Raw genomic sequence first — 22,384 nt, 5'->3', positions numbered from 1 at the left:
GCTCAGGCGGCATGCGGCGGCAGCGCCGCCTCGCCCAGCGCGCGGGCGGCGGTGAGTAGGTTCTCGGTGATGCGGCGCACGTAGGCCGTGTCGTTCATCATCGAGGTGGCTTCTTCGGGCGAAATCTCTCCGTTCTTCAGCCATTCTTCCAGCAGACCGTTCGCCAAGGGGTCGAGCTGGGCCAGCGCCGTGTGGGTGACCATCGTGAGCTCGGCCGCACTGCCGTCGCTGCCCTGCTCGCGCGGCAGATTGGCGATGGCATAGAGCGTTTCGACGAGGTGTCGGCGGTAGCGCAAGTACTGGCGGCGGATGATCGGATTGGAGTGCGTCAAACACCGTACGAGGTTTTTCTGCAGGTGCTTGGTGTCTTTCACCGCTTCCTGGATCGCGGCGCTGGCTTGCAGGATTCGCTGCATTTTGGCGGCGACTTCCGGGGTGGCTGCGATGCGGGCGGCAAAGTCGACGATGAGCCCGGAAAGCGGTTTGATGCGTGAGCGGTACAGACCATCGATGTCCAGCGTATGGATTCGCGCGGGCGGGCGATCGAGTTCGTGTGGATTTTCGCCGGCGCGCATGGCTTTGGGATCGACCTGCATCACCAGGGCGATGAGGTCGATCGCTCGGTCGAACAGGCGCCAGGTTTCCTTGCGCAGCGATTCGAGGGCGATCTCGGGCGTTTTGAGCTGGGTCGGCGAGAGGTATTTGGGCGCGGTGAGCGTTTGGGCAGTCTCGGGCACGAGGGTTTGCAGCAACCGGAGAAAGCGGGAGAGGTTCGGCAGGAGGAAGCACACGCCCACGAGATTGAAGAAGGTGTGGAAGAAGGCGAGTTGAAGCAGCGGATCGTCTTGCGGTAGGCCGATCAGCCTCGAGCCGAGTAGCGTGCCTGCGAGAAAGAGCGGAAAGGCGGCCAGCGCGAGCAGGGCGGTGAAGACGTTGAAGAGAAAGTGGCCGAGCGCGAGCCGCTTGGCGTCGAGGTCGGCGCCGATGGAGCCGAGCAGCGCGGTGACGGTGGTGCCGATGTTGGTGCCGATGGCGATGGCGAGCGCATTGTCAAACCCTATCTGCCCGGAGGCGAGTGCGGCCACGGTGAGCAGCATGGTCGCGTGGCTCGATTGCATCACGAGCGTGATGAGGGTGCCGACCACGGTGTAGGCCAGTACCCCTTGATACCCCGGTAGGGCGTAGGCGCTGAGGTCGAACTGGTGCTGGAAGAGTTCGAAACCGATCTTCAGATAATGGATACCGAACAGGATCAAACCGAGGCCGATCAGGACGTGTCCCGCGGCCCAGAAGGGGCGTTCCCGAGAAAAACGCAGCACCATGCCGAGCGTGACGAATGGCAGGGCATATCGCGCCAGATCGAGCGAGGTGCCCAGCGTGGCGAAGATCCAGGTGCCGGTGGTGGTGCCGAGGTTGGCGCCCAGGATGATGGCCAGGCCGCCGCCGAGAGTGACCATCCGCGCGGAGACGAAAGACATCGTCAGGAGCGAGACGATGCTGCTCGATTGCACCGCGGCGGTGGCGAAGAACCCAAAGGCGAGCCCGCCGAACGTGCTGCGGGTGCTCGTGCGTATGAGCGTGTCGAGCGTGCTGCCGGCGAGCGCCTTCACCCCGTCTTCGAGGGAGCGCAGACCCAAGAGGAAAAGCGCCAGACCGGCGGCGATCTCGTTGGCGGTGGCGCTGCTCATGAGCCACCAGCCGAGCAGTCCCAGCAGCAGCAGGCGCGGCAGGTTGCGCGCCCAGGCGGGCCATAGTGCGATCGGGGTCATCGGCGCGAGGGCGGGGGAACGAGCAGCCGCCCACCGCGGCGCCGCACGGCCTGGGCGGCGTAAGGGTGGGTGCTCTGGTGCGCGTGGCAGATGGCGCAGGCGAGCGCGTCGGCTGCGTCAGTTCCGGGGGCGGCATCGAGGCCGAGCAGCCGCTTCACCATCTCCTGTACCTGGGTTTTGTCGGCCTTGCCATAGCCGACCACGGCCTGCTTCACCTGCAGTGCCGTGTATTCATGCACGGCCGTGGCGCCGAGGATCGCGGCGCAGAGCACGGCGCCGCGCGCCTGCCCCAGGAGCAGGGTCGATTGGGGGTTGAGGTTTACGAAGACTTTTTCGACGGCGATCTCGGCCGGGTGGTAGGTGGCGATGAGCTCCTCCACGCCGCGAAAGAGCGTGGCGAGGCGCTCGGGTAGGGTGCCTTCGCCGCTGCGGATGCAGCCGCTGGCGACGTAGGCGAGCCGGGCGCCGTGTCGTTCGATGACACCGAACCCCGTGATGCGCAGCCCCGGGTCGAGGCCGAGGATGCGCGCCGCCGTCATGGTTCCTCTTCGTCGAAGACCGCCGAGGTATAGACCGCCTGCACGTCGTCGAGCGATTCGAGCGCGTCGAGGAGCTTGCGCATCTTGGCGGCATCCTCGCCCGTGAGCTCGATTTCGTTGAGCGGTTTCCACACCACTTCGGCCATGGCCGGGGTGAAACCGGCCGCTTCCAGCGCCGCGCGGATGCGCTCGAGCTCGAACGGCGGGGTGATGACCTCGATCGACCCGTCTTCGTTGGGGATCACGTCTTCGGCCCCGGCTTCCAGCGCCGCTTCGAGGAGCGCCTCTTCGTCCGTGCCGGGGGCGAAGATCATCTGGCCGCAATGCTTGAACTGGAAGGCGACGCAGCCTTCGGTGCCGAGGTTGCCGCCGTGCTTGCTGAAGGCGTGGCGCACTTCGGCCACGGTGCGGGTGCGGTTGTCGGTGATGCAGTCGACGAGCACCGCCGCGCCGCCCGGGCCGTAGCCTTCGTAGCGGATCTCTTCGTAACTCACCCCTTCGAGCTCACCGGTGCCGCGCTTGATGGCGCGCTCGATGTTCTCGGAGGGCATGTTGTGTTCTTTGGCTTTGTCGATGGCGGCGCGCAGCCGGGGGTTGAAGTTCGGGTCGCCCCCGCCGTTGCGGGCGGCCACGGTGATCTCGCGGATGAGCCGGGTGAAGATCTTGCCGCGCTTGGCATCCTGCCGTTCTTTGCGGAAACGGATGTTTGCCCATTTGGAATGGCCAGCCATTGCCTCTCCTGCCGCGTTGCGATTGAGTTTGCACCTTGGGCCAATTATACTGTGGGATTCTCTTTCTCCTCGGCTTGCGCGCGATGAATCCGGCAGAACGCAACCGTCGCCGTCTCGAATGGTTGAGGCAGTACGTCTTCGATCCCGACTACTGGTCACGGGGGGAAGACTTGGTGCAACGGGGAAGAGTGCGCTCCTGCGAATTCTCTGCCGACGAGCGGCGTTGGCACATCGCGGGCCGGGTCCAGGGCACGCAGCGTGCTCCTTACACCCAAAACATCGATATTTCATGGAAAGGTGAGGGCGACGTCAAACCCTCGTCCATCGAATGTTCCTGCACCTGCCCCATCGGGGAGGCGTGCAAGCACTGCGCGGCGCTGCTCATCGAGTTCGGCGAACGGCTCTTGGAGCAGGAGACTGCCGAAGCGGAAACGCTCGACACGCTGGGTTCAGGGGATGTCGCGCCACCACCTGAAGAAGAGGGACGGATCCCCTTGGGCGAGCTCGTCGAGCTCATGCTCGGCAACCGGCCCCTTGCGCCGGGCAAGGGGGGCGTTTCCGCCGTCGCCGAGCGCGCCGCCGAGATTCTGGAGGCCAAGCGTTCCCCGGCGATGCGCTGGATCGAGGAGACGGCCCGCTTGCGCTTTCATCGCCACGAGCCGCACCCTCACCCGGGGCCGGACCAGCAGCCGCCGGAGCGCATCCTCTACGACGTGCGGCTCGACGAGCGCCGCGGTATCTTCGGCTGGAATGCCTTCCTCACCCGTCCCTACAAGCGCGATCCGCGCCGCTTCGTCGCCGGCAAGCCCGTCGATCTCCTCACGATCTACTACCACCCCGAAGTCTACGGGGCGCTCACCGTCGCCGATTTGATGGGGCTGGCGGTGGCCTCGATGCACGGCCCGCCGCGAACCTGGCTCGGCGCGGCCTTTGCCGCCATCGTCCAGAGCGGCCGCGCCTGCCTGGGATCGCACACGGAGGGCGTCTTCCTGCGCTGGGGCGAGCCGAGGCGCTTGCTGTGGCTGTGGCGCGAGACGGCGCGCGGAGCCTTTCAGGGCGTGTGGCACGTGGAAGGCAATGGCGATGCGGGCATCGTGCCGCTGCGCTTCATGCAGCCATGGCACTATTTCCAGCGAAAGACCCATACGGTGGGCCCTTTGCTGCTGCCCGAAGGGCTCGATTGGGGCGACGTGGAGCGGCTCGATGCCCTGCCTCCCGTGCCTCAGGAGGACGCGCCGGTGTTCGCGCGCCGTTGGAGCGAGCTCTTCGGCCAAGCCTTGCCGGCCCCGGCGCCGGTGGCGACCACGCGGGTCGAGGAGCCGGCCCGCTTTCGCCTGATCCTGTGGCGCGACGAGCAAGGAAGGCGGCGCGTGCGTCCCGAAGTGCGCTACGGCGAAGTCGCCGTCGATGCTCAGGGGCGGGTCCATCATCCGTTCGGGGACGAGGTGCGTCTCGAGCTGCCGCACCGCTCGGTGGCCCGGGAAAAGCAGTGGTTCGGCACGGTGCGGGTGCTGCTCGAGCCGCTGCGGATGGCGCTCGTCTGGCCCGATTTCGCCGAATACGAGGCGCAGGCCGAATCACCCTTGCTGTGGCACGAACTGCGCGAGCGGCTCGAATCCGGGGTGTTGGGTGAGTTTTCCCCCGAGCTCGAGGTGGCGGACGATTTCTGGCCGCAGGAATGGGAGGCGAGCACGGCGGACGTGGAGCTCGCCCAGGCCGACGAGGGGGGCGACTGGTTCGCGTTCGACGCCAAGGTGAAGGCGGGCGAGCGCGAGATCGACCTCACGGAGCTCGCGGCGGAGGTCTTCGAGCGCTATGGCGAGGACGACTGGCCGGAGAAAATCGTCTATCCCTTCCCCGAGGAAGACGCCTGCGCGGTGGTGCCGCTCGAGCCGATCGCGCCCATCCTGAAACTGACGCTCGAATTGCTGCGGCGCGAACCGCGGCGCGAAGGGCCGGTGCGGCTGTCGCGCTACGATTTCTCGCTCTTGCGCGAGTTGCCGCCCGGCACCTTGGCGCAGATCCAGGCGCCGACCCTCTCGGCCATGCTCGAGGAACTGGAGCGCCACGGCGGGCCCATGCCGGTGGAGGAGCCGCCGGGGCTGCAGGCGCAGATGCGCCCCTACCAGCGCACGGGCCTTGCCTGGTTGCAGTTCTGGCGCCGGCACCGCCTGCACGGCATTCTCGCCGACGACATGGGCCTGGGCAAGACGCTGCAGGCGCTCGCGCACCTGCTCACCGAGAAGGCCGCTGGCCGGCTCACGCAACCGGCGCTGGTGGTGGCACCCACGAGCCTCGTGGGCAACTGGGCGCGCGAGGCGGCGCGCTTCACCCCCGATCTGCGCGTGCTCGTCTGGCACGGGGCGCAGCGGCGCGAACGGCTCGAGGCGATCTCGGGGCACGACCTCGTCATCACCACCTATCCCCTGGTGTGGCGCGACGTGGAGCTGTTGCGCCCGCAGGCGTGGTCGGTGATGATCCTCGACGAGGCGCAGATGATCAAGAATCCGCGCGCCCAGGTCTCGCAGCACGTGCGCAAGTTTCGCGCCGAGCAGCGCCTGTGCTTGACCGGCACGCCGATGGAGAACCATCTCGGCGAACTGTGGGCCATTTTCGATTTCCTCATGCCGGGCTTTCTCGGCTCGCTCGAGACCTTCAACCGCTGGTATCGCCATCCGATCGAGCAGGAGGGCGACGCGGCGCGTCTCGAACACTTGCGCCGGCGCATCCGTCCGTTCCTGCTGCGGCGCACCAAGGCGGAGGTGGTGGCGGAGCTGCCGCCCAAGACCGAGATCGTCCAGACCGTGACGCTGGGCGAGAAACAGGCCAAGGTCTATGAGGCGATCCGGCTGACCATGCAGGAGCGCGTGCGCCGGGCGCTGGCCGAAAAGGGCCTCGCCCGCAGCCAGATCACGGTGCTCGACGCGCTCCTCAAACTACGGCAGGTGTGCTGCGACCCCACGCTGGTCGACCTGCCGCAGGCGCGCCAGGTGAAGGAGTCGGCCAAGCTCGACTGGTTGCGCGAAACCCTGCCCGAGCTCGTCGAAGAGGGGCGCCGCATCCTCGTCTTCTCCCAGTTCGTGCAGATGCTCGAGCGCATCGAGCCGGTGCTCGCCGAGCAGAAGATTCCCTATGTGAAACTCACCGGCAGCACCCGTCGGCGCGACGAGGTGATCGACCGCTTTCGCCGGGGCGATGCGCCGGTCTTCCTCATCAGCCTCAAGGCGGGCGGCGTGGGGCTCAACCTCACCGAGGCCGACACGGTGATCCTCTTCGACCCCTGGTGGAACCCGGCGGTGGAGGAGCAGGCGATCGACCGCACGCACCGCATCGGTCAGGACAAGCCGGTCTTCGTCTATAAACTGATCGCCGCCAATACGGTCGAAGAAAAAATGCTGGAGATGCAGGCGCGCAAACGCTCGCTTGCCGAAGGCACGCTGGAGACGGGCGAGGCGGGCGGGTTTGCGCTCACCGAAGAGGACGTGGCGGCGCTGCTCTCTTCTTCGCCGTTGGAAATTTGACAGAAAGGAGCAAGGGCGATGCAACAACGTTACCAAGTCACGGGGATGAGCTGCGCACACTGTGAGAAGGCCGTGGCCGAGGCGCTCAAAAAAGTACCAGGTGTGGAGCGCGTCGTGTCGGTGAGCCGCGAGCGGGAGGAAGTGGTGATCGAAGGCGACCCGAGCCCGCAGGCGGTGATCGAGGCGATCCTCGAAGAAGGTTATGACGCAAAGCTCGTCTGATCCGGGCGTGGCCGACGAGGCCGAACTCGAGCTCGGCATCCGCGGCATGACCTGTGCCGCCTGCGTGCGGCGCATCGAGCGGGGACTGCAGCGGCTGCCGGGCGTGCGACAGGCGAGCGTCAATCTGGCGCTCGAGCGCGCCACGGTGCACTACGACCCGAGCCGGGTCGACGAGGCCGCCATCCGGCGCACGATCCGTGAGCTTGGCTACGAGCCGGTGGCGCGGGCGCGGCAGACGTCCCCCGATGAAGAGGACGAAGCCACACGCATGGCGCGGCGCCGGGTGCTCTGGGCCGTGGGGCTCGCGGTGCCGCTCGTGCTGATCGCCATGGGGCCGATGCTGCCGGGTGGCGAAGCGCGCTTTGCCCGCCTCGCGCCGACCTGGGTGTGGCAGGCGCTGCAGGCGGCACTTTCTTCCGTCATCCTCTTCGTCTGCGGTGCGCCGCTACTGCGTGCCGGCTGGGCGGAGCTGCGCCACGGTGCCCCGGCGATGAACGCCCTCGTCTTGCTGGGAGCGGGGGCGGCGTGGAGCTATTCGCTGCTCGCTTGGCTCGTGCCGAACATTTTTCCGCCGGGCAGCGCCCACCTCTATTTCGAGTCGGCCGGCGTCATCGTCGCTTTGATTCTGCTGGGACGCATGCTGGAGGCGCGCGCCCGCGGCCGGGCATCCCGCGCCATCTCGCGCTTGCTGCGGCTGCAGCCGCGCTCGGCCCGGGTTCTGCGCGACGACGGTTCGGTGTGGGAATTGCCCGTCGAGGAACTGCGCCCCGGCGACCGGGTCCAGGTACGCCCGGGTGAGCGCCTGCCCGCCGACGGCATCGTGCGCGAGGGAGCGGGCTGGGTCGACGAGTCCATGCTCACCGGCGAGCCGTTGCCCGTGGAAAAGCGCCCCGGCGACCGGGTCGTCGGCGGCAGTGTCCTCACGTCCGGCGGTTTCGCCATGGAAGTGACCGAAGTCGGCCGTGAGACCCTGCTCGCGCGCATCATCGCGCTGGTCGAACGGGCTCAGGCCGAGAAACCGCCCATCCAGGCATTCGCCGACCGCGTGGCCGGCGTGTTCGTGCCGCTGGTGCTCGCCGTGGCGGCGCTCACGTTTGCGCTCTGGCTGGCCTTCGGCCCCGAGCCGCGGCTCTCCTACGCTTTCGTCGCCGCGGTGAGTGTGCTGCTCATCGCCTGCCCCTGTGCGATGGGGCTCGCCACGCCCGTCGCCCTCATGGTCGCCACGGGGCGGGGGGCGGAATGCGGCATCCTCGTGCGCCGCGGCGCGGCCCTGGAGCGGCTCGCCGAGATCGACACCGTGGTCTTCGACAAGACGGGCACCCTCACCGCCGGTCGCCCGGCACTGGTGGCCTCGTCCTGGAGTGCGCCAGGTGAGGCGCAGCAGTGGCTGCTGCGCGTGGCCGCCCTGGAAAAAGCGAGCGAGCATCCCATCGCCGGCGCGCTGCTCGCGGCGGTGGGCGAAGTGCCGCTACCCGCCACCGAGGCGGTCGAACCGGTGCCGGGCGGCGGCATCCGCGGCCGCGTCGAGGGCGTGCGGCTCGCGGTGGGGTCGCGCCGTTTCGTGGACACGGAAACGGGTGCGCGGGCGCCAGAGCCGCTGCTGGAGGCGTGGGCCGAGGCGCAGGCGAGCGAGGGGAGAACGCTCGTGTGGGTGGTAGCGGAGGGAGTGCCCGTGGGGGTCATGGCGTTTGCCGATCCGCTCAAGCCCACGAGTGCGGCGGCAGTGACCGAACTCCATGCGCTTGGGCTGAGGGTGGCGCTTCTTTCCGGCGATTCTCGCCGTAGCGTCGAGGCGGTGGCTCGGTCGCTCGCCATCGAGGAAGTTCGTGCCGAAGTGCGCCCGGAAGAAAAAGCCGAGGTGTTGCGCCAATGGCAAGCGCAGGGACGGCGGCTCGCCTTCGTCGGCGACGGCATCAACGACGCGCCGGCGCTCGCCCAGGCCGACGTAGGCATCGCCATGGGCACCGGCACCGACGTGGCGATCGAGACCGGCGACGTAGTGCTCATGCGCGGCGATCCGGCCGCCGTGCCGCAGGCCGTGCGCCTCGCGCGTGCCACGCGTCGCACCATCCGCTGGAATTTCGTCTGGGCCTACGGCTACAACGTGGCGCTCATTCCGCTCGCGGCCGGTGCGTTCCATCCGTGGACCGGCTGGCTGCTCGACCCCATGCTTGCCGCCGCGGCGATGAGCCTCTCCAGCCTCTTCGTGGTGACGCACTCGCTGCGCCTGCGCCGGGCGATATGAGCGACCTGGTGCTCTTCGGTGCCTTCGACCGGCACAACTATGGCGACCTGCTGCTCGCCCGGCTCGCCGCCGGGGCCAGTGGCGGGCGGCGCGTGCACTTCGCGGGACTGCGTGCCTGGGATGCGCGCGCCGTGGCCGGATTCGCCGTGCATCCCCTGCCCGAAGTGCTTTCGGATCTGACCCCGGGCGGCTACGACCTGCGTCACGTCGGCGGCGAGATCCTCGATTGCGATGCCTGGACCACGGCGGTGATGCTGCTCGACGAAGAAAGTGCCGCGCGGGCGATCGGCCGTTTCGATGCCGACCCCTGCGCCCGTCGCCGCGAGGCGGTGCGCCTGCTCGGTACGCATCGGCCGCTGCCTTACGTGCTGCGCCGGCGCGATGCACCCGGAGTGCGCCGCCTCGAGTTCGCCCCCTGCGGCGGTACGGGCCTCGACACCTTGCCGCGCAGCATCCAGCGCGCCGCACTCACGGCACTCGCGGAAGCGGACGAAGCGAGCGTGCGCGATGCCCGCACCCGGGCGATCTTCGCCCGACGAGGGTTGTACCTGCCGCTCGCGCCGGATCCCGCCGAGGCGCTCACCGCCTCGAAGCTTGCACATGCCTTCAGGGCGCGTGCGGACGACTGGCGCGCACGCCTCGGCGCCTATCGCCTGGTGCAATTCGCCGCCGAATGCGCCACCGATCCGTGGCTCGCGGCGCTCGCCGCCTGGCTGGAATCGCGCCAAGAACACGGGGAACGGCTCGCACTCGTCCGTGCGGGTGCCGCCCCGTGGCACGACACGCTGGAAGCGCTCGAGCGCCTTTTTCGTTTTCTCTCGCCCTCGAGCCGGGCGGCGACGTGCCTCATTGCCGAACTCGAGCTCGAAGCGATCGGCGGGCTCGCCGCCGGCGCGGTGGAAGTCTGCGCCACGAGCCTGCATCTGCTGCTCACCGCCCGCGCTTTCGGGGTACCCGCCGTGGCGCTGGAGCGTGAACCCCAGGCCGCACGCAAGCTGCGCGCCTATTTCGGCACCTGGCATCCGGAACAACTCTTCTGGGCGCCGGGTTCGACCTGTCGTCCGGTGGGACGATGTTTTGTGGAGTAAAAGAGAAAGACGATGACGACTCGGGAACACACCGCGCTCGGTTTGTGGATGGCCTTTGCCGGCGCATTCGGTTTCTCCTTCAAGGCGGTACTCGTCAAGCTCGCCTATCGCCACGGCGTCGACGCCGAGACGATCCTCGCGCTGCGCATGGGATTCGCCCTGCCGTTCTTCCTGCTGCTCGGCTGGGCGGCGGAGAAAAAGGCGACCCATCGCCTCACCGCGCGGCAATGGGGCACGCTCTTCGTGCTCGGTTTCCTCGGCTATTACGGATCGAGTTACCTCGACTTCCTGGGGTTGCGCTACATCAGCGCCGGCCTGGAGCGCATGATCCTTTTCTGCTACCCGACGCTGGTCGTGTTGATGTCCGCAGCTTTCCTCGGCACGCGGCTCGACCGCCGCACCGTCGCCTCGCTCGCCGTCTGCTACGCCGGCCTGGCGCTCGCGCTGGTGCATGACCTCGGCCAAAATCCCGGTAGCGTGCACGACGTCTTGCTCGGCGGAGCGCTCGTCTTTGGTTCGGCCGTGGCCTTTGCGCTCTATCTGCTGGGAACCGGCCAAGTGGTGGGGAAGATCGGCGCCACCCGGCTCAGCGCCTGGGCGACGACTTTCGCCTGTCTACTCGTGCTCGGCCAGTTCGTCGTCATGCGGCCATTGCCTTCGCTGTGGCAACAACCGGCGCCGGTGCTGTGGCTCGGCCTCGCCATGGCGCTCGTCTCCACCGTCGCCCCGGTGTGGCTCGCCTCGGAGGCCATCCGCCGTTTGGGTCCTGGGCCGGTATCCATGATCAGCACCCTCGGCCCCGTACTCACCCTGCTGCTCGGCGCCTGGTTGCTCGACGAACCGCTCACCTTCGCTCAGCTCGCCGGCTGTGGCCTGGTGATCGGCGGGGTGGTGATGATGAGCCGCAGACCCCGCCCCGCGGCCACGGCAGCAGCGGAGGGGTAGTGGCAGATCTGTCGCTTCTGCAGCCGCGCAGCATACCGGAGGCGATCGCCCTACAGCGCGAGATCGCCCGGCGGGTCGTGTGCGAGGAGGCGCACGGGCAGATAGAGCGTGTGGCCGGCATCGACGTCGGCTTTCCCGGCGGCGGCACGCGGGGACGGGCCGCCATTGCCGTGCTCGACTTTCCATCGCTCGCCCTGAGCGAGACGGCGGTCGCGGAATCCGAGGTGAACTTCCCCTATGTGCCGGGGCTACTCTCTTTCCGCGAGCTGCCCGTGGTGCTCCAGGCGTTGGAACGGCTCTCGGCCCCGCCCGACCTGCTCCTCGTCGACGGCCACGGCCGGGCGCATCCGCGCCGCTGCGGCATCGCCTGCCACCTGGGCGTACTCACCGATCTGCCCAGCATCGGCGTGGCCAAGTCGCGCCTCGTCGGCACGCACGAACCGGTGCCGCAACGGCGCGGCGCCTGGGTACCGCTGCGCGACGGCAGCGAAATCATCGGCGCCGTGCTGCGCACCCGCGTGGGCGTGCAACCGGTCTACGTCTCCATCGGCCATCGCGTGAGCCTGGAGCGTGCCGTGGACTGGGTGATGGCCTGCACCACCCGCTACCGCCTGCCCGAGACCACCCGCGCGGCCCATGCGCTGGCGTCGGGGAGCGCTCGGAAGCGAGGAACGGGGGGTGATGGCTCGGTCTAGGCTTCGAGCGAACGCCGTGTGGAGTGCCTCTAATGCGTCAGGTCCCGGACGATCGCATCGACCCGCGACGTCGTGCATCATTCTTGGGTCGTGAAGGTCCGACTGTACGAAAGCGCCGCCACGACCCCTGCGACCCGGCACACCATTCAAAGCTCGAACCTGCCGGTGCGCCGCCTTGCCCGAGAACCGGGGTGTCGGCGGAGAACATTCGACATGGCAACAAGCCCCGATGCTGAAGACCCGGAGCTTCCTGCAAGCACTTCTCGAGGCAGCCTCTTGCGCCTGAGTATGATCCTCTCCTACAACGGCAAGGAATTCACCGATTCATTACCCGCGCAAGAACATACCCCTACGGAAGCGCATACCTTCGATGTCCTGTACCAGGCGCTCGAGATCGAGCATCGGCTGACCAATGCAACGGCCGCATCAGCGAGGTACAAAGCCATGGTGCATGTCACACCCATCGAAGCCATGAAAAGATGGTTCGCGGAAAGCGATCGGCGCAAGTTTCGACGAAGTCAAAAAGCGGAACGCTTCATAAAAAAGACCACGGAATCATCCAGGACCTGGCGCCAACCCAAAGGCGGCTGTCCATCCTGTCCGATATCTGTCTGCGCCACCAACAAGTCCGTCAATGGGCAGCTTTTTCCTGCTTGTCCGGCTCATCTTCCAGCACGGGCTTGTAGCCCAAGTCCCTGATTCCTTGGATCTCTTGATCAATGACGTCAGACGGCACCCGAAGTATCTGTAGCGCCGCTGCGCCAAGGCGCAGGCTCGCTTCAATGGCTTCCGGATAGGCGTAAACCGCGCCGGCTTGAAGGAGCTTTGCGCTCGTTTCGAGATCCCGTGCCCGCGCGACGACCGGTACCTGCGGACAATTCCTGCGTAAATATGCAAGAGCATGCAATGCTTTGGTGGGATCGTCGGTGGTAAGCACTATCAGCGACGCGCGTTCTACATGGATGGCTGCTAGCAATTCTGGATCAGATATATCACCGTAATATACAGGGAAACCATCTGCTCTTCCCTGGGCGACCCGCTTCGGATCGATATCAAAAGCCACGAATGGAATACCGAATGAATGCAAGAGCACAGCGATGGTGTGGCCTACGCGACCATAACCACCAATTACGACCTGTTGTTCCGATGTTTCCGGTAACTCGGGAATACTTGGTGTCTCGGTATGCGGGGTACTGACGAGCCGGGACGCAATGACACCATTAAAACGAATGAGAACGGCGCCTGCGATCATCGAAAGCAATACCGAGGTGATCGCAATCTGAGCCTGTTGCCCTTCGATCACGTTGGAATCCAATGCGATGGCAATGAGGGCAAGGCCGAATTCGCCGCCCACGCTCAACAACAAGCCGGTACGCCACGCGACTTGGTTGTCAACCCCAGTCTTGCACAGCATCGCGGCGACGATCAGCGTCTTGCTCGCCAGAATGAGTAGCGCGCCGACTAGGGCCCAGTGCCATATTGGTGGTATCGCGGTTGGGTCGAAACGCATGCCGATACCAATAAAGAACAGGCCAAGTAGTACATCACGGAACGGACGTATGCTCGATTCCACCTGATGACGGAATTCCGTTTCGCCCAGCATCATTCCAGCCAGAAATGCCCCGAATGCCAGCGACAAGCCGAGGCTGTTTGTGGTCCACGCTGCGAGCAAGGCGATCAGGAGCACTGCCAACGTGAATATTTCGAGCGATCGCTGCTCGGAAATGATATGAAACAGCGGGCGCAGCAACCAACGACCGGCAATGAACACCAGTGCGAACGCGAGCATGGCTTTCGCAAGCGCCCAACCCAAAGAGCCTGCCAATACCCCGGCGGAGACCGAGGTGCCCAGCACGGGTATGATGACGATAAATGGAACGGCGGTGACGTCTTGGAAAACAGACATGGCAATCCCGAGGCGCCCGTGCTGAGTGTTGTCTTCGCCTCGTTCCTTCAGGATGCTTGCGATAATGGTGGTCGACGACTGGGCGAAGGCGGCGCCGAACACGAACGCGACCGCGACAGGAAACCCCGCGAGCCACGCGACGATTCCAACGAGCAAGGTTGTAAATACGACCTGTCCGGTTCCCAGTCCAAAAATCTGGTGCCGTAAGGCTTGCAATTGAGGCAGGGAGAAATTGAGCCCGATCGTGAACAACAAAAAGACGACGCCGAATTCGGCAAGTTTTTCGAGTTCGGGTACCGAAACCGTTGGCCCCAAAGTATGTGGCCCGAGAATTACACCCACCAATAAATAACCCAGACTGGTCGGGACGTGTAGCCGCTGAAATGTAACCACGACGGCTATCGCTATGGACAGGAGTAAGAGGATTTGTGTGAGATGCTCCATCATGGGTTTGATCGCCGTGAAATCCCAATAAGTAAATATTATACCACTTGACGAGTTTGTTTTGGCGGATATTGCCTGTATTTTATTGACATCATGTATTTTCAAATGAAAAAATGAAATGTCTTTTTATTGTAAGCAAAGAAAATTCGTTACTCAAAAATTTTGTATAAAGTCCGGACATTTTGCTATTCAAGCATAAAAGTATCAGGGACGTCTATTTTCATGACAAAAGATTTCTAATTGTTTTTCGAAATATCGATCAAACCATTTTTTCATGAAATATGGATTGTAATAGGCCGTCGATGACGATAGATATTTGTTTGCCATCGATTTTCGTCGTTTTGGCCGCTCGTTACGGCATCGTACCCGATTTTACTCAGCCTCGACCACTTTCGGCGCCCAGCGGCGTGAGTGGGCATCACCAAGGGATGGCGTTGGGCTGCACGAGCCATCCGTGCGCCGGATATCGTCGCAAGAGGTCATCGAGATGGGGGTAAAGTCGGCTCTTGCCCGTCCGATGGCATGGATCAGTTTGGATCAGTAAGGGTCGAGGTGTCCACAGAAATTCTGACGAATCCTTGTAGCACACCGATTGGCCCAGATGCTCCAATCCCTGTAGAACACGCATATGGTCGGCCGCTCGGGGTGGCTTGGAGGGTGTTGCTGGTGGATGCCTTCTTTGAAGTCATCGTAGGAAAGATTCTATCTCGATCGATTTATTCTTGAAAGTAATATAAAACTGGAAAAAACCAGCTTCTCCCGACTATGTGACCTCGTTACCATGAGGTCATCATCAGTCGGGAGATCGCCATGCGTTTCATACCTCATTCGTTCTTTGTCGCCGCCGCGGCGGCCTTGGCGCTGGGCAGCGCGCGTGCCGACGTGTCGTTGCTCAACGTCTCGTACGATCCCACACGGGAGTTCTACCAAGCCTATGATGCCGCCTTCGCGCGCCACTGGAAAGAGCGCACCGGGGAGACGGTGACGGTTCGCCAGTCGCACGGCGGTTCGGGCAAGCAGGCGCTGGCGGTGATCCACGGACTGGAGGCCGACGTCGTCACCCTGGCGCTGGGCTACGACATCGATGCCATTGCCCAGGAGGGCAAACTCGCCCCCGACTGGCAGCAGCGCCTGCCGCAGCGCAGCGCCCCTTACACTTCGACCATCGTCTTCCTCGTACGCAAAGGCAATCCCAAGGCCATCCGCGACTGGGATGACCTCGTCAAGGGCGACGTCTCCATCATCACGCCCAATCCCAAGACCTCCGGCGGGGCACGCTGGAACTATCTCGCGGCGCTCGCCTGGGCGCACAAACGCTGGCTCGGCGACGAGGCCAAGGCCACCGACTATTTGCGCGAACTCTACCGGCGCGTGGCCGTGCTCGACGCCGGCGCCCGTGGTGCCACCAACACCTTCGTGCAGCGCGGCCTGGGCGACGTGTTGCTCGCCTGGGAAAACGAGGCTTTCCTCGCCTTGCAGGAATCCGGGCCGGACGCCTTCGAGATCGTCGTCCCGTCGGTGTCCGTGCTCGCCGAGCCGCCGGTGGCGGTGGTCGACAGCGTCGTCGCCCGCCGCGGCACCGCCGAAATCGCCCGCGCCTACCTCGAATACCTCTATTCCCCCGAGGGCCAGCGCCTCGCGGCCAAGCACTACTACCGCCCTGTCCATCCCCAATACGCCGCCCCGGCCGACCTCGCCCGTTTTCCCAAGCTCGAACTGCTGACGATCGAAGATTTCGGCGGCTGGCAGAAAGTGCAGCAGGAACATTTCGCCGATGGCGGCGTGTTCGATCGCATCGTGGCGAAGTGAGGAGAGGGCGCACATGATGCACACTCTCCTCGAGCGCCTGCGGCGGGAAGAGGAATGTACGGCCGTCCTCGTCGCCCACGACGTCTCCTAGGCCGTCGCCTTGGCCGACCGGGTCATCCCGGATCGGCGTAATCGTCCGGGATCTGACAAGTAAAGTACTGACTGGGCACGGAAAGGCAGGTAGATCGCATCATCCGCAGATTCCGATACATGTTGCGCCAACCATTACTCCATCATCGAACTTTAGAAAATACATAAGTCGGCAGCGTTGATCCTTCGATTTGTATCGACAACTCTGCCAGGTGTTTTCCGATCTCGGCGAAGTTATCGTCGCTGGTATCGAAGAATGTTGCTTGTTTGCTGTTCGTGTAGGATGCCCGCCAGTAGGAGACACCCTGATCGAGGTGCAAGGTGTGTTTCTTTCCGGACGACCATATGATTTCGAGTAACCGGCTGTGGCCTGTTGTTGATGTATCCGCGAGCTCAACGTTGGCATCGATGCCGAGATAACCAAAGGCAGCCTTTAGCGCTTGGTCTCTCATTGCCGAATCCGCCCAGTCAGACCAAATGCGGTTTTTGGAGATGTTTTCTCCCGTCGGACGACGATGAGTCGTAACAATGAGAATTGCACGTACCGCCCAGCGAGACAGTCCAACGCGCTCGCGCAGGCCGGCAATGAGATCGGCCAACAAGGCAATCGACAAGGGAGTAAACAAGTAACGGTCGCGGTAAGTTACCGCAACGACCTCATCCTCTTGATCTGCCAGACGCATCTGCGTTGCCGGGTGGGATTGGGCAAGCAAGGTCCACAACCGCATTCCAAAGCCCTGTACAGATCCATCGAGTTCGTGGTGAATTTCGATCTCGCAGTCGCCGGCATCGAGCAACGCAGGTCGAATCGATTCGGCGGTGCGTCTGACGGTGGGGATATCGAGAAATGTCTGAGCTACCGTTGCTACTAAAGGCCCGTCGCTGGTGTTACCCCATTCGGCGTTGAACTCGATCGAACACGCATCGCCCAAAGCCCAACGGAATGAGGGACTAGACAGTGTCTCTGCCAACAACCATCCATGGCCGCATGGCAAAGCATTTTGAATTTCACAGATCGAGATTTTTGGATGATCAGCCAGACTAGCAATCAGATGACGATCTGCCTCCTCCAGGTCGTTGAAGATTGACCTGGGTATGGCGATCTCGGCTGCGATCCCTTGCCCAGCCAGACGGTAAGCAAGCTCGCGTAAGGGCGAGATACCAACATCCCAGTCCGCTGCATGACCACCGGTGTAAAGGCGGACGGCATGGACGCTTTGACGAGAAATCACCCTCCAGATGGCTTCCGGCAGCTGGCGAAATTCTGGAACTGAGTCGTTTCCGAAGTAGCGATATTCATCGGGAAGACAAAGGCTATTTAACCAACCATCGGTCAGCATCTCCAATGCAGCATGGCGATCTAGGCTATCTGCGGCAAAGCGCTGATCAAAGTCAAGCACGCAGTGCGGGCACGCGCTATCACAGTTTGCGGGGCATTCCAGATGCTTGCGCGCTTGATGGAAGAGCGTGCCCAGATAGCGCTCAGCGCTCGAGGCGTAACCCGCCGCAAAGCGGTCGTAAATCAAAATCGACTGGCAGATCGTCCCAGTGTCCGGGCATGCTTCTTTTATGTCACAACCGAGCTCAGAGGCTTGAATGCCGATCGATTCAGCCAGCGCATCGCGAAGGGCAACTGCCAGGGTGCGCGCAGCTTTTGGTTCATTCAACCAAACGCCATTGGTCTTTAACTGAATTTCGAAGATATCGGTCCACGTTTCGTGTCCAAGCGTGATGCCCTTCTTGATCCGCCAAGGATCGTCGCTTCCTTTGCAGTAGGTACCCTTCTCTCCGCGCATACGTAGCTTGGTGTGGGGTTTCTGAAAGATCTCGGGGAGCTCATCCTCTTTGGGCATGGGCGCTGCTCGCCCACACTCTAGGCAAAGGGCGTAGCCAGTTCCATGAAGACCGCGAGACTGGTGGAATACGTGGCCGGTTGTAGATATGCGAAACCTTCCGAGTGAGGGGTTGGGCAGAGGGATCCATGCCCCCCTGGCATCGACCCAGGCCGGCTCTACCGGGACGAAATGCTGGGTCGTGATGTCGTTGCTCGGCTCTTTGTAATAGTCGACAGTGAAACCGGCAGGCTCGAGAAACTCGCGGATGTTCTCGGCTGAAATTTTTGCGCCACAGGCATCACAATGACAGGCCATATTGCGGCTATGGCTGGAACCGCTCGCACCACAGCGGCGGCAACGCCAAGCAAAGCGAATGTCCTGAATTTCGCGAGCGCTTTGCTGATCGGCCGGAATATGCCAGTTAAGCGTGATGCCTGCAGATTTGTATACCAGGCCGTCGACGACGACTTCCGAACCGGGCGCGTATTCGCGCAATGCAGTGACGAGGTCGCGGCTAGGCATTTCTCGCCTGCGGTAGCGGTTGTCATCGCGACCTTTGGTCATCCGCTCTCGGCTCCATGCGAAGTTGTCAAACGTTGCAATATGCGTTGGGAATCCATAAGCAGGCAGATAACCACGAGTGGATAGGTCACGCAAGAGATATTCCTCAGTCAAGCGACCGATGTGCTTGTTGATGGCGGCCAAAGCCATCGAGTCTTTTCGTGCTTCTTCCGCCTCTCTTTTGAGGTTATCGTGTTCTTGTCGCCAGGCTTTGGCGAGTTCGTCTATGCGCTCTGTGGCGATGTCGCATAGGCGGTCGAGGTCAGCACCTTCATAAACAGTGTGACGCAGGAGCAGCCGCAAATCGCGTGCGATATCGGGGCGTTTGTCCATTCCCCCTTTGCACCAAGCCATGTAGCGCTTATCGAGCGGCTCGTCGCCTAAGAAGAATGATCCGCAGGTAAGGCGCGTTTTCTCATGGCCGCTGCCCTTCAGCGCTTCGTAAAGAAAGCGTGAAAGTAAGAGCGATTGTACGTGGCGTTGCACGATGATCGGGCTGTCCAGGGACACCCGCGGCACGGGCAGTTGGATATCAAAAGCCCAGCGGGTGTTGCTGAAAACAGCCTGATCGTGCGGGTTGGATCTGCACAGCGTCATCGCCAGAGAACGTGACTCCTGGCGTCGCCCGGCTCGACCAGCACGCTGCAAGTAGCTGGCAGGATGCGGCGGAACGTTGTTCATCGCGACCAGACTGATGCCGCCGATGTCGATACCCATCTCCATCGTCGTCGAGCAAGACAGCAGATTCAAGTCGCCTGATTTGAACGCCTTTTCGTAGCGTTCGAGGGTGTGCGAATCTTGCTGGGCAGAATGTTCCGCTGCGGTGAAATAAGGGGAGAGCTCGATGACCCGATCATTGATTGCTGACCATAGACCTTGTTCGCGCAATTGTGCAATGTTTTCGTGTCGCGCAAGCCATTCTCTGCCCCGGCGAATTCTTTCGAGATCGTCGGTAACCCCGGCAAATGGTTCGTCGTACAAGGGCAATGTAACCTGTTCGCAGCGCGCAGTCTCGTCGGTCGCTTTCTCTGGTAGGTATGGCGTCAACCCGCCTAGGGTGGTATCCAAAAAACGGCGCGTTACAGGGCATATCCAGGCTTCGCTGATCGGACCAAAGGCCAGGCGATCGAGTGGCAGCACTCTGCCATCCCCCCTTTGCTGCAGAAGTCCGGCGGCGCACAAGGCATCCCAGGCGGCCACGAGAACAGTGTCGACGCGGTCTTCATCGTAGGGGTTTTGAAGATCTGCTTTCAATGCGTAGGTAAGCAGACGCACGAGCGTGCTTTTCGGCCCGCTTCGTCGTGCTCGCGGCCAGCGGCGCTGAGAGCGGCTCGTATCCGCTTGATCCCTTGGCACCAGCCAGGTTTGCGGAAATGGCATGCCGAGCCAATTGCGCCAGGCGGAGGAGATTTCCAAAGACCCTCCGGCCCTAACGAAGAAATCCAGACAGATCTTGAGAAAATCATGCCAGGCAGCCAAGTCGAAATCTGTTGTTCGTTTGACGGATTCGGGGAGGGAGATACTATTAATTGCTGGATAGCGAACGGCAACCAAACCCATAGTTTCGAGGTTGTTCAGGCGCTTGGGGCGTCTGCCGAATTCGCGAACCAGAAACATCTTCGCCAGTTCGATGGGGCCGCTGACATCGCCGAATGCACCTGGCGCGATGCGACGGTAGTGCGTGAGCATGTATTCGAAGTCCTTGCCCTGATTGGCCAGGTACTGCGCCAGATCATTGAAAGCGATCGGACTAGGACGCCTTAGTTTCAGCAACGCGTTGTGCTTGGTGTCGATGAGCGCTCTCAGCGTTGGATTGGGGGTGCTGGCATAGATCGATTCGAGCGTTTTGATTTCGTTTTCGAGCGCGACCGTTTGCGCATTAGCCTCGCTGAGGCCGTGTTGCAAGGTCAGGTGATAAACCAGTCCGCGCACGCGATTGCGTTCGGCATCCTGTTGAAGTTTCGCCGCCATGCGCGCCGTGCCTTGGCGACTGTCATTGAAGGTCAGCAAGCGTCGGCCTCGATAGGGGTGATCTGCCGGTTTATCGCCATCGGGTGCATATTCGAGAAGCGTAGGAAGAATGATACCCAGCAGAAATGGTGCGCCCAAACGACATTCATGAAATAGTTTTTTGTTATAAGATGACTCATCACTTCCGCATGCCGGGCATGAAAGACCGTTTCCATCTTCTTCCTGAACGAGCAAGCGCAAGGTTTTGTCGGAGGCCTCGGTGATCAGGCGCTTAGACCGCTCGACATCCAAGGTGCCGACATTAGGTAGTTTGCGATTGACGATGAGCACTTTCTTTTGGAGTCTTGAATCGACATCTTCGTCGTTTTCCGGTTGCTCCTCTGCATCGGCAACTTCGCCAGGTTCTACTTCCAGCTCGAACTCATCGAGCGCGGCGAACGTTTGCAAGTGCGTAAGCTGGTTTTTGAATTCACCGGCTTGAAGATAGACGGCACCACATCCGTTGCATGTCACGACTTCATAGACTGGGCTGCCGCAGTCGCAATGCTTCCTAGGATCGAAATAGACCTGTCCGAAAGGCCATGCCTGGTCATCCAAGGATGATCCATGTTTGGCTTGACATTGCGCATCTGCACAGGCCCATAAACCAGACAAGGTTTGATGAAACAGATGCGCGCGCACCGGCAGGAATGCCTCCCCTTCATCTTTGCCTGGGCCCGTACCGTCGCGCGTAGCACTGAGCAAGTCGATCCAACGCAATGCATTCAACTGCTGATCATGCAAAGGTAATTCATCGAGACCAATGGTTTTGCATATCTCCGACAATCTGGCGACAGGCGACTTGTTTGGATCGCCGACGAACAAATCTCGCAATCTGCGCGCCGTGATGTCATTTACCAATGCGTCGTAGCGTTTGGGGGCCGTTTCGATGCCGGCATCGATGTCGGCAAGTTTGTCCACAGGCGTATGGGTCTTTGGGTTCTTGCCATCCAGCGCAGGAATCCGGCGCTGTCCGACGACCAAATGAACCCGATCCAAGGATACGCCAGCGACTTCAGCCAGGAATCGTTTGAGTTTCTGTCCAGATTCTCCTTCGGGGTCGCCGATGGTGGCGGATGTAGCGACGAAACGAACCTGTTCCGGCTTTACACCAAAGGCAATCAACACGCGGCGAATAAGCAATGCCGCTTCGGCTGCTTGCGAGCCGACATAGGTATGCGCTTCGTCAAGCACGATCCATTCCAGCTTGCCTTGTGAATGCTCCAAAATTGGCGCATCTGCGGTGCGAACCAACATGTATTCGAGCATCGTGGCGTTGGTCACCAGGATGGGCGGCGGCGAGGCTCTAAGCGTTTCACGATCGGCGATTTCGCAAGGATGCTTTTGCCGATCCCAAGACGGCTCGGGACGTTCCGGCGTGTTGCCGTTGTAGAGACAAAACCGAATGTCTCCACCAAAAGCATGTGTCCAGGCACGCAAGCGTTCGCGCTGGTTGTTGATCAATGCATTTAGTGGGTAAAGAAATAGCGCCCTGACCCCGACGAGTGGACCTCGTTTCTCCTCGCGCAGTCTCACGAGGCGATCGAGGATGGGAACCATGAAGCATTCGGTCTTGCCGGAACCGGTGCCGCTCGCGACGACGATGGATTGAGGAACAGACCGTGAGAGGATGCTCCAGGCTTCGAGTTGGTGGCTGTATGGGTATTGATCCTGCGGGAATCGATAGTCTTTGGCCAACTCTGCTGGAGGCTCGTCCATTGCCTGGACGAGGAACGGGGAGAGCAAAGTGCCGGCAAGATCGGCCATACGCTGATCGGCCTTCATCCAGCCGAAGGTGGCTTCAAAAGTCGCATCGGCAAGAAATGCCCCAGGCATCCCAAAAGGGCGGTCGAACATTTCGGCCAGGTAGCGGCGCAGCGGCACATTGGCGATACCCAGACGACTGATGGCGGCCTGTTTTGCACGATTCGCCAGTGTTGGCAAAAGATCGGCAAAAATTATCTGGCTCATCTT

The 22,384-nt window shown here is 62.4% G+C and carries 13 protein-coding genes; 8 read left to right on the top strand and 5 right to left on the bottom strand.

Annotated features, from left to right (window positions below):
- Positions 1–2 precede the first annotated feature (2 nt).
- From EPD80_RS06115 to EPD80_RS06105, 3 genes are read right to left on the bottom strand one after another with little or no spacing between them, the layout of a single operon-like run.
- Complete coding sequence (locus EPD80_RS06115; RefSeq protein WP_142810287.1) at positions 3–1,769, bottom strand: Na/Pi cotransporter family protein; 1,767 nt, start codon at positions 1,767–1,769, stop codon at positions 3–5.
- Positions 1,766–2,308: a crossover junction endodeoxyribonuclease RuvC gene (gene ruvC / locus EPD80_RS06110; RefSeq protein WP_142810285.1), complete on the bottom strand. Its 543-nt coding sequence runs from the start codon at positions 2,306–2,308 to the stop codon at positions 1,766–1,768. Before ruvC ends, EPD80_RS06115 begins: the two co-directional genes overlap by 4 nt.
- Positions 2,305–3,039: a YebC/PmpR family DNA-binding transcriptional regulator gene (locus EPD80_RS06105; RefSeq protein ID WP_142804188.1), complete on the bottom strand. Its 735-nt coding sequence runs from the start codon at positions 3,037–3,039 to the stop codon at positions 2,305–2,307. The genes ruvC and EPD80_RS06105 overlap by 4 nt, the downstream gene beginning before the upstream one ends.
- 83 nt (positions 3,040–3,122) lie before the next feature.
- Here EPD80_RS06105 and EPD80_RS06100 point away from each other — a divergent pair, with 83 nt between their 5' ends.
- The 7 genes from EPD80_RS06100 (at position 3,123) to EPD80_RS06070 (ending at position 12,454) form a co-directional block, all read left to right on the top strand.
- Positions 3,123–6,560 (top strand): DEAD/DEAH box helicase, encoded by a 3,438-nt coding sequence (locus EPD80_RS06100; RefSeq protein ID WP_221928880.1) that lies wholly within the window; start codon positions 3,123–3,125, stop codon positions 6,558–6,560.
- Positions 6,561–6,578: 18 nt separating this feature from the next.
- Positions 6,579–6,782: a heavy-metal-associated domain-containing protein gene (locus tag EPD80_RS06095; RefSeq protein WP_142804189.1), complete on the top strand. Its 204-nt coding sequence runs from the start codon at positions 6,579–6,581 to the stop codon at positions 6,780–6,782.
- Positions 6,763–9,027 carry a heavy metal translocating P-type ATPase gene (locus tag EPD80_RS06090; protein ID WP_142810283.1) on the top strand — a complete coding sequence of 755 codons (2,265 nt, stop codon included), beginning with the start codon at positions 6,763–6,765 and terminating at the stop codon, positions 9,025–9,027. Before EPD80_RS06095 ends, EPD80_RS06090 begins: the two co-directional genes overlap by 20 nt.
- Positions 9,024–10,115 (top strand): polysaccharide pyruvyl transferase family protein, encoded by a 1,092-nt coding sequence (locus EPD80_RS06085; protein ID WP_142810282.1) that lies wholly within the window; start codon positions 9,024–9,026, stop codon positions 10,113–10,115. The genes EPD80_RS06090 and EPD80_RS06085 overlap by 4 nt, the downstream gene beginning before the upstream one ends.
- Positions 10,116–10,127: 12 nt before the next feature.
- Entirely contained in the window at positions 10,128–11,060 is a 933-nt protein-coding gene (locus EPD80_RS06080) for a DMT family transporter (protein ID WP_221928879.1), read from the top strand.
- Entirely contained in the window at positions 11,060–11,755 is a 696-nt protein-coding gene (gene nfi / locus EPD80_RS06075; RefSeq protein ID WP_185957725.1) for a deoxyribonuclease V, read from the top strand. Before EPD80_RS06080 ends, nfi begins: the two co-directional genes overlap by 1 nt.
- Positions 11,756–11,968: 213 nt before the next feature.
- A complete protein-coding gene (locus EPD80_RS06070) occupies positions 11,969–12,454 on the top strand; it encodes a hypothetical protein (RefSeq protein ID WP_142804194.1) in 486 nt (161 codons plus the stop codon).
- Here EPD80_RS06070 and EPD80_RS06065 read toward each other — a convergent pair.
- On the bottom strand, positions 12,387–14,105 hold the full coding sequence (locus tag EPD80_RS06065) for a cation:proton antiporter (protein ID WP_185957731.1): 1,719 nt from the start codon (positions 14,103–14,105) through the stop codon (positions 12,387–12,389). The two genes, EPD80_RS06070 and EPD80_RS06065, sit on opposite strands and share 68 nt — an antisense overlap.
- Positions 14,106–14,915: 810 nt before the next feature.
- Between EPD80_RS06065 and EPD80_RS06060 the strand changes: the two genes are divergently transcribed.
- Positions 14,916–15,914, top strand: coding sequence for a sulfate ABC transporter substrate-binding protein (locus tag EPD80_RS06060; protein ID WP_142810278.1), 999 nt, complete (start codon positions 14,916–14,918; stop codon positions 15,912–15,914).
- 233 nt (positions 15,915–16,147) lie between these two features.
- Here EPD80_RS06060 and EPD80_RS06055 read toward each other — a convergent pair whose 3' ends face one another.
- Positions 16,148–22,381 (bottom strand): DEAD/DEAH box helicase, encoded by a 6,234-nt coding sequence (locus tag EPD80_RS06055; protein ID WP_142810277.1) that lies wholly within the window; start codon positions 22,379–22,381, stop codon positions 16,148–16,150.
- Positions 22,382–22,384 lie beyond the last annotated feature (3 nt).

Origin of the sequence: Tepidiphilus olei (assembly GCF_006980705.1) — a bacterium.
Taxonomy (GTDB): Bacteria; Pseudomonadota; Gammaproteobacteria; order Burkholderiales; family Rhodocyclaceae; genus Tepidiphilus; species Tepidiphilus olei.
This window is presented reverse-complemented; position numbering and strand designations above follow the sequence as displayed.

Excerpts from the sequence above, each read along its gene's own strand:
- EPD80_RS06115 (WP_142810287.1), bottom strand. The coding sequence starts at position 1,769 with ATGACCCCGATCGCACTATGGCCCGCCTGGGCGCGCAACCTGCCGCGC.
- ruvC (WP_142810285.1), bottom strand. The coding sequence starts at position 2,308 with ATGACGGCGGCGCGCATCCTCGGCCTCGACCCGGGGCTGCGCATCACG.
- EPD80_RS06105 (WP_142804188.1), bottom strand. The coding sequence starts at position 3,039 with ATGGCTGGCCATTCCAAATGGGCAAACATCCGTTTCCGCAAAGAACGG.
- EPD80_RS06100 (WP_221928880.1), top strand. The coding sequence starts at position 3,123 with ATGAATCCGGCAGAACGCAACCGTCGCCGTCTCGAATGGTTGAGGCAG.
- EPD80_RS06095 (WP_142804189.1), top strand. The coding sequence starts at position 6,579 with ATGCAACAACGTTACCAAGTCACGGGGATGAGCTGCGCACACTGTGAG.
- EPD80_RS06090 (WP_142810283.1), top strand. The coding sequence starts at position 6,763 with ATGACGCAAAGCTCGTCTGATCCGGGCGTGGCCGACGAGGCCGAACTC.
- EPD80_RS06085 (WP_142810282.1), top strand. The coding sequence starts at position 9,024 with ATGAGCGACCTGGTGCTCTTCGGTGCCTTCGACCGGCACAACTATGGC.
- EPD80_RS06080 (WP_221928879.1), top strand. The coding sequence starts at position 10,128 with ATGACGACTCGGGAACACACCGCGCTCGGTTTGTGGATGGCCTTTGCC.
- EPD80_RS06070 (WP_142804194.1), top strand. The coding sequence starts at position 11,969 with ATGGCAACAAGCCCCGATGCTGAAGACCCGGAGCTTCCTGCAAGCACT.
- EPD80_RS06065 (WP_185957731.1), bottom strand. The coding sequence starts at position 14,105 with ATGGAGCATCTCACACAAATCCTCTTACTCCTGTCCATAGCGATAGCC.
- EPD80_RS06060 (WP_142810278.1), top strand. The coding sequence starts at position 14,916 with ATGCGTTTCATACCTCATTCGTTCTTTGTCGCCGCCGCGGCGGCCTTG.
- EPD80_RS06055 (WP_142810277.1), bottom strand. The coding sequence starts at position 22,381 with ATGAGCCAGATAATTTTTGCCGATCTTTTGCCAACACTGGCGAATCGT.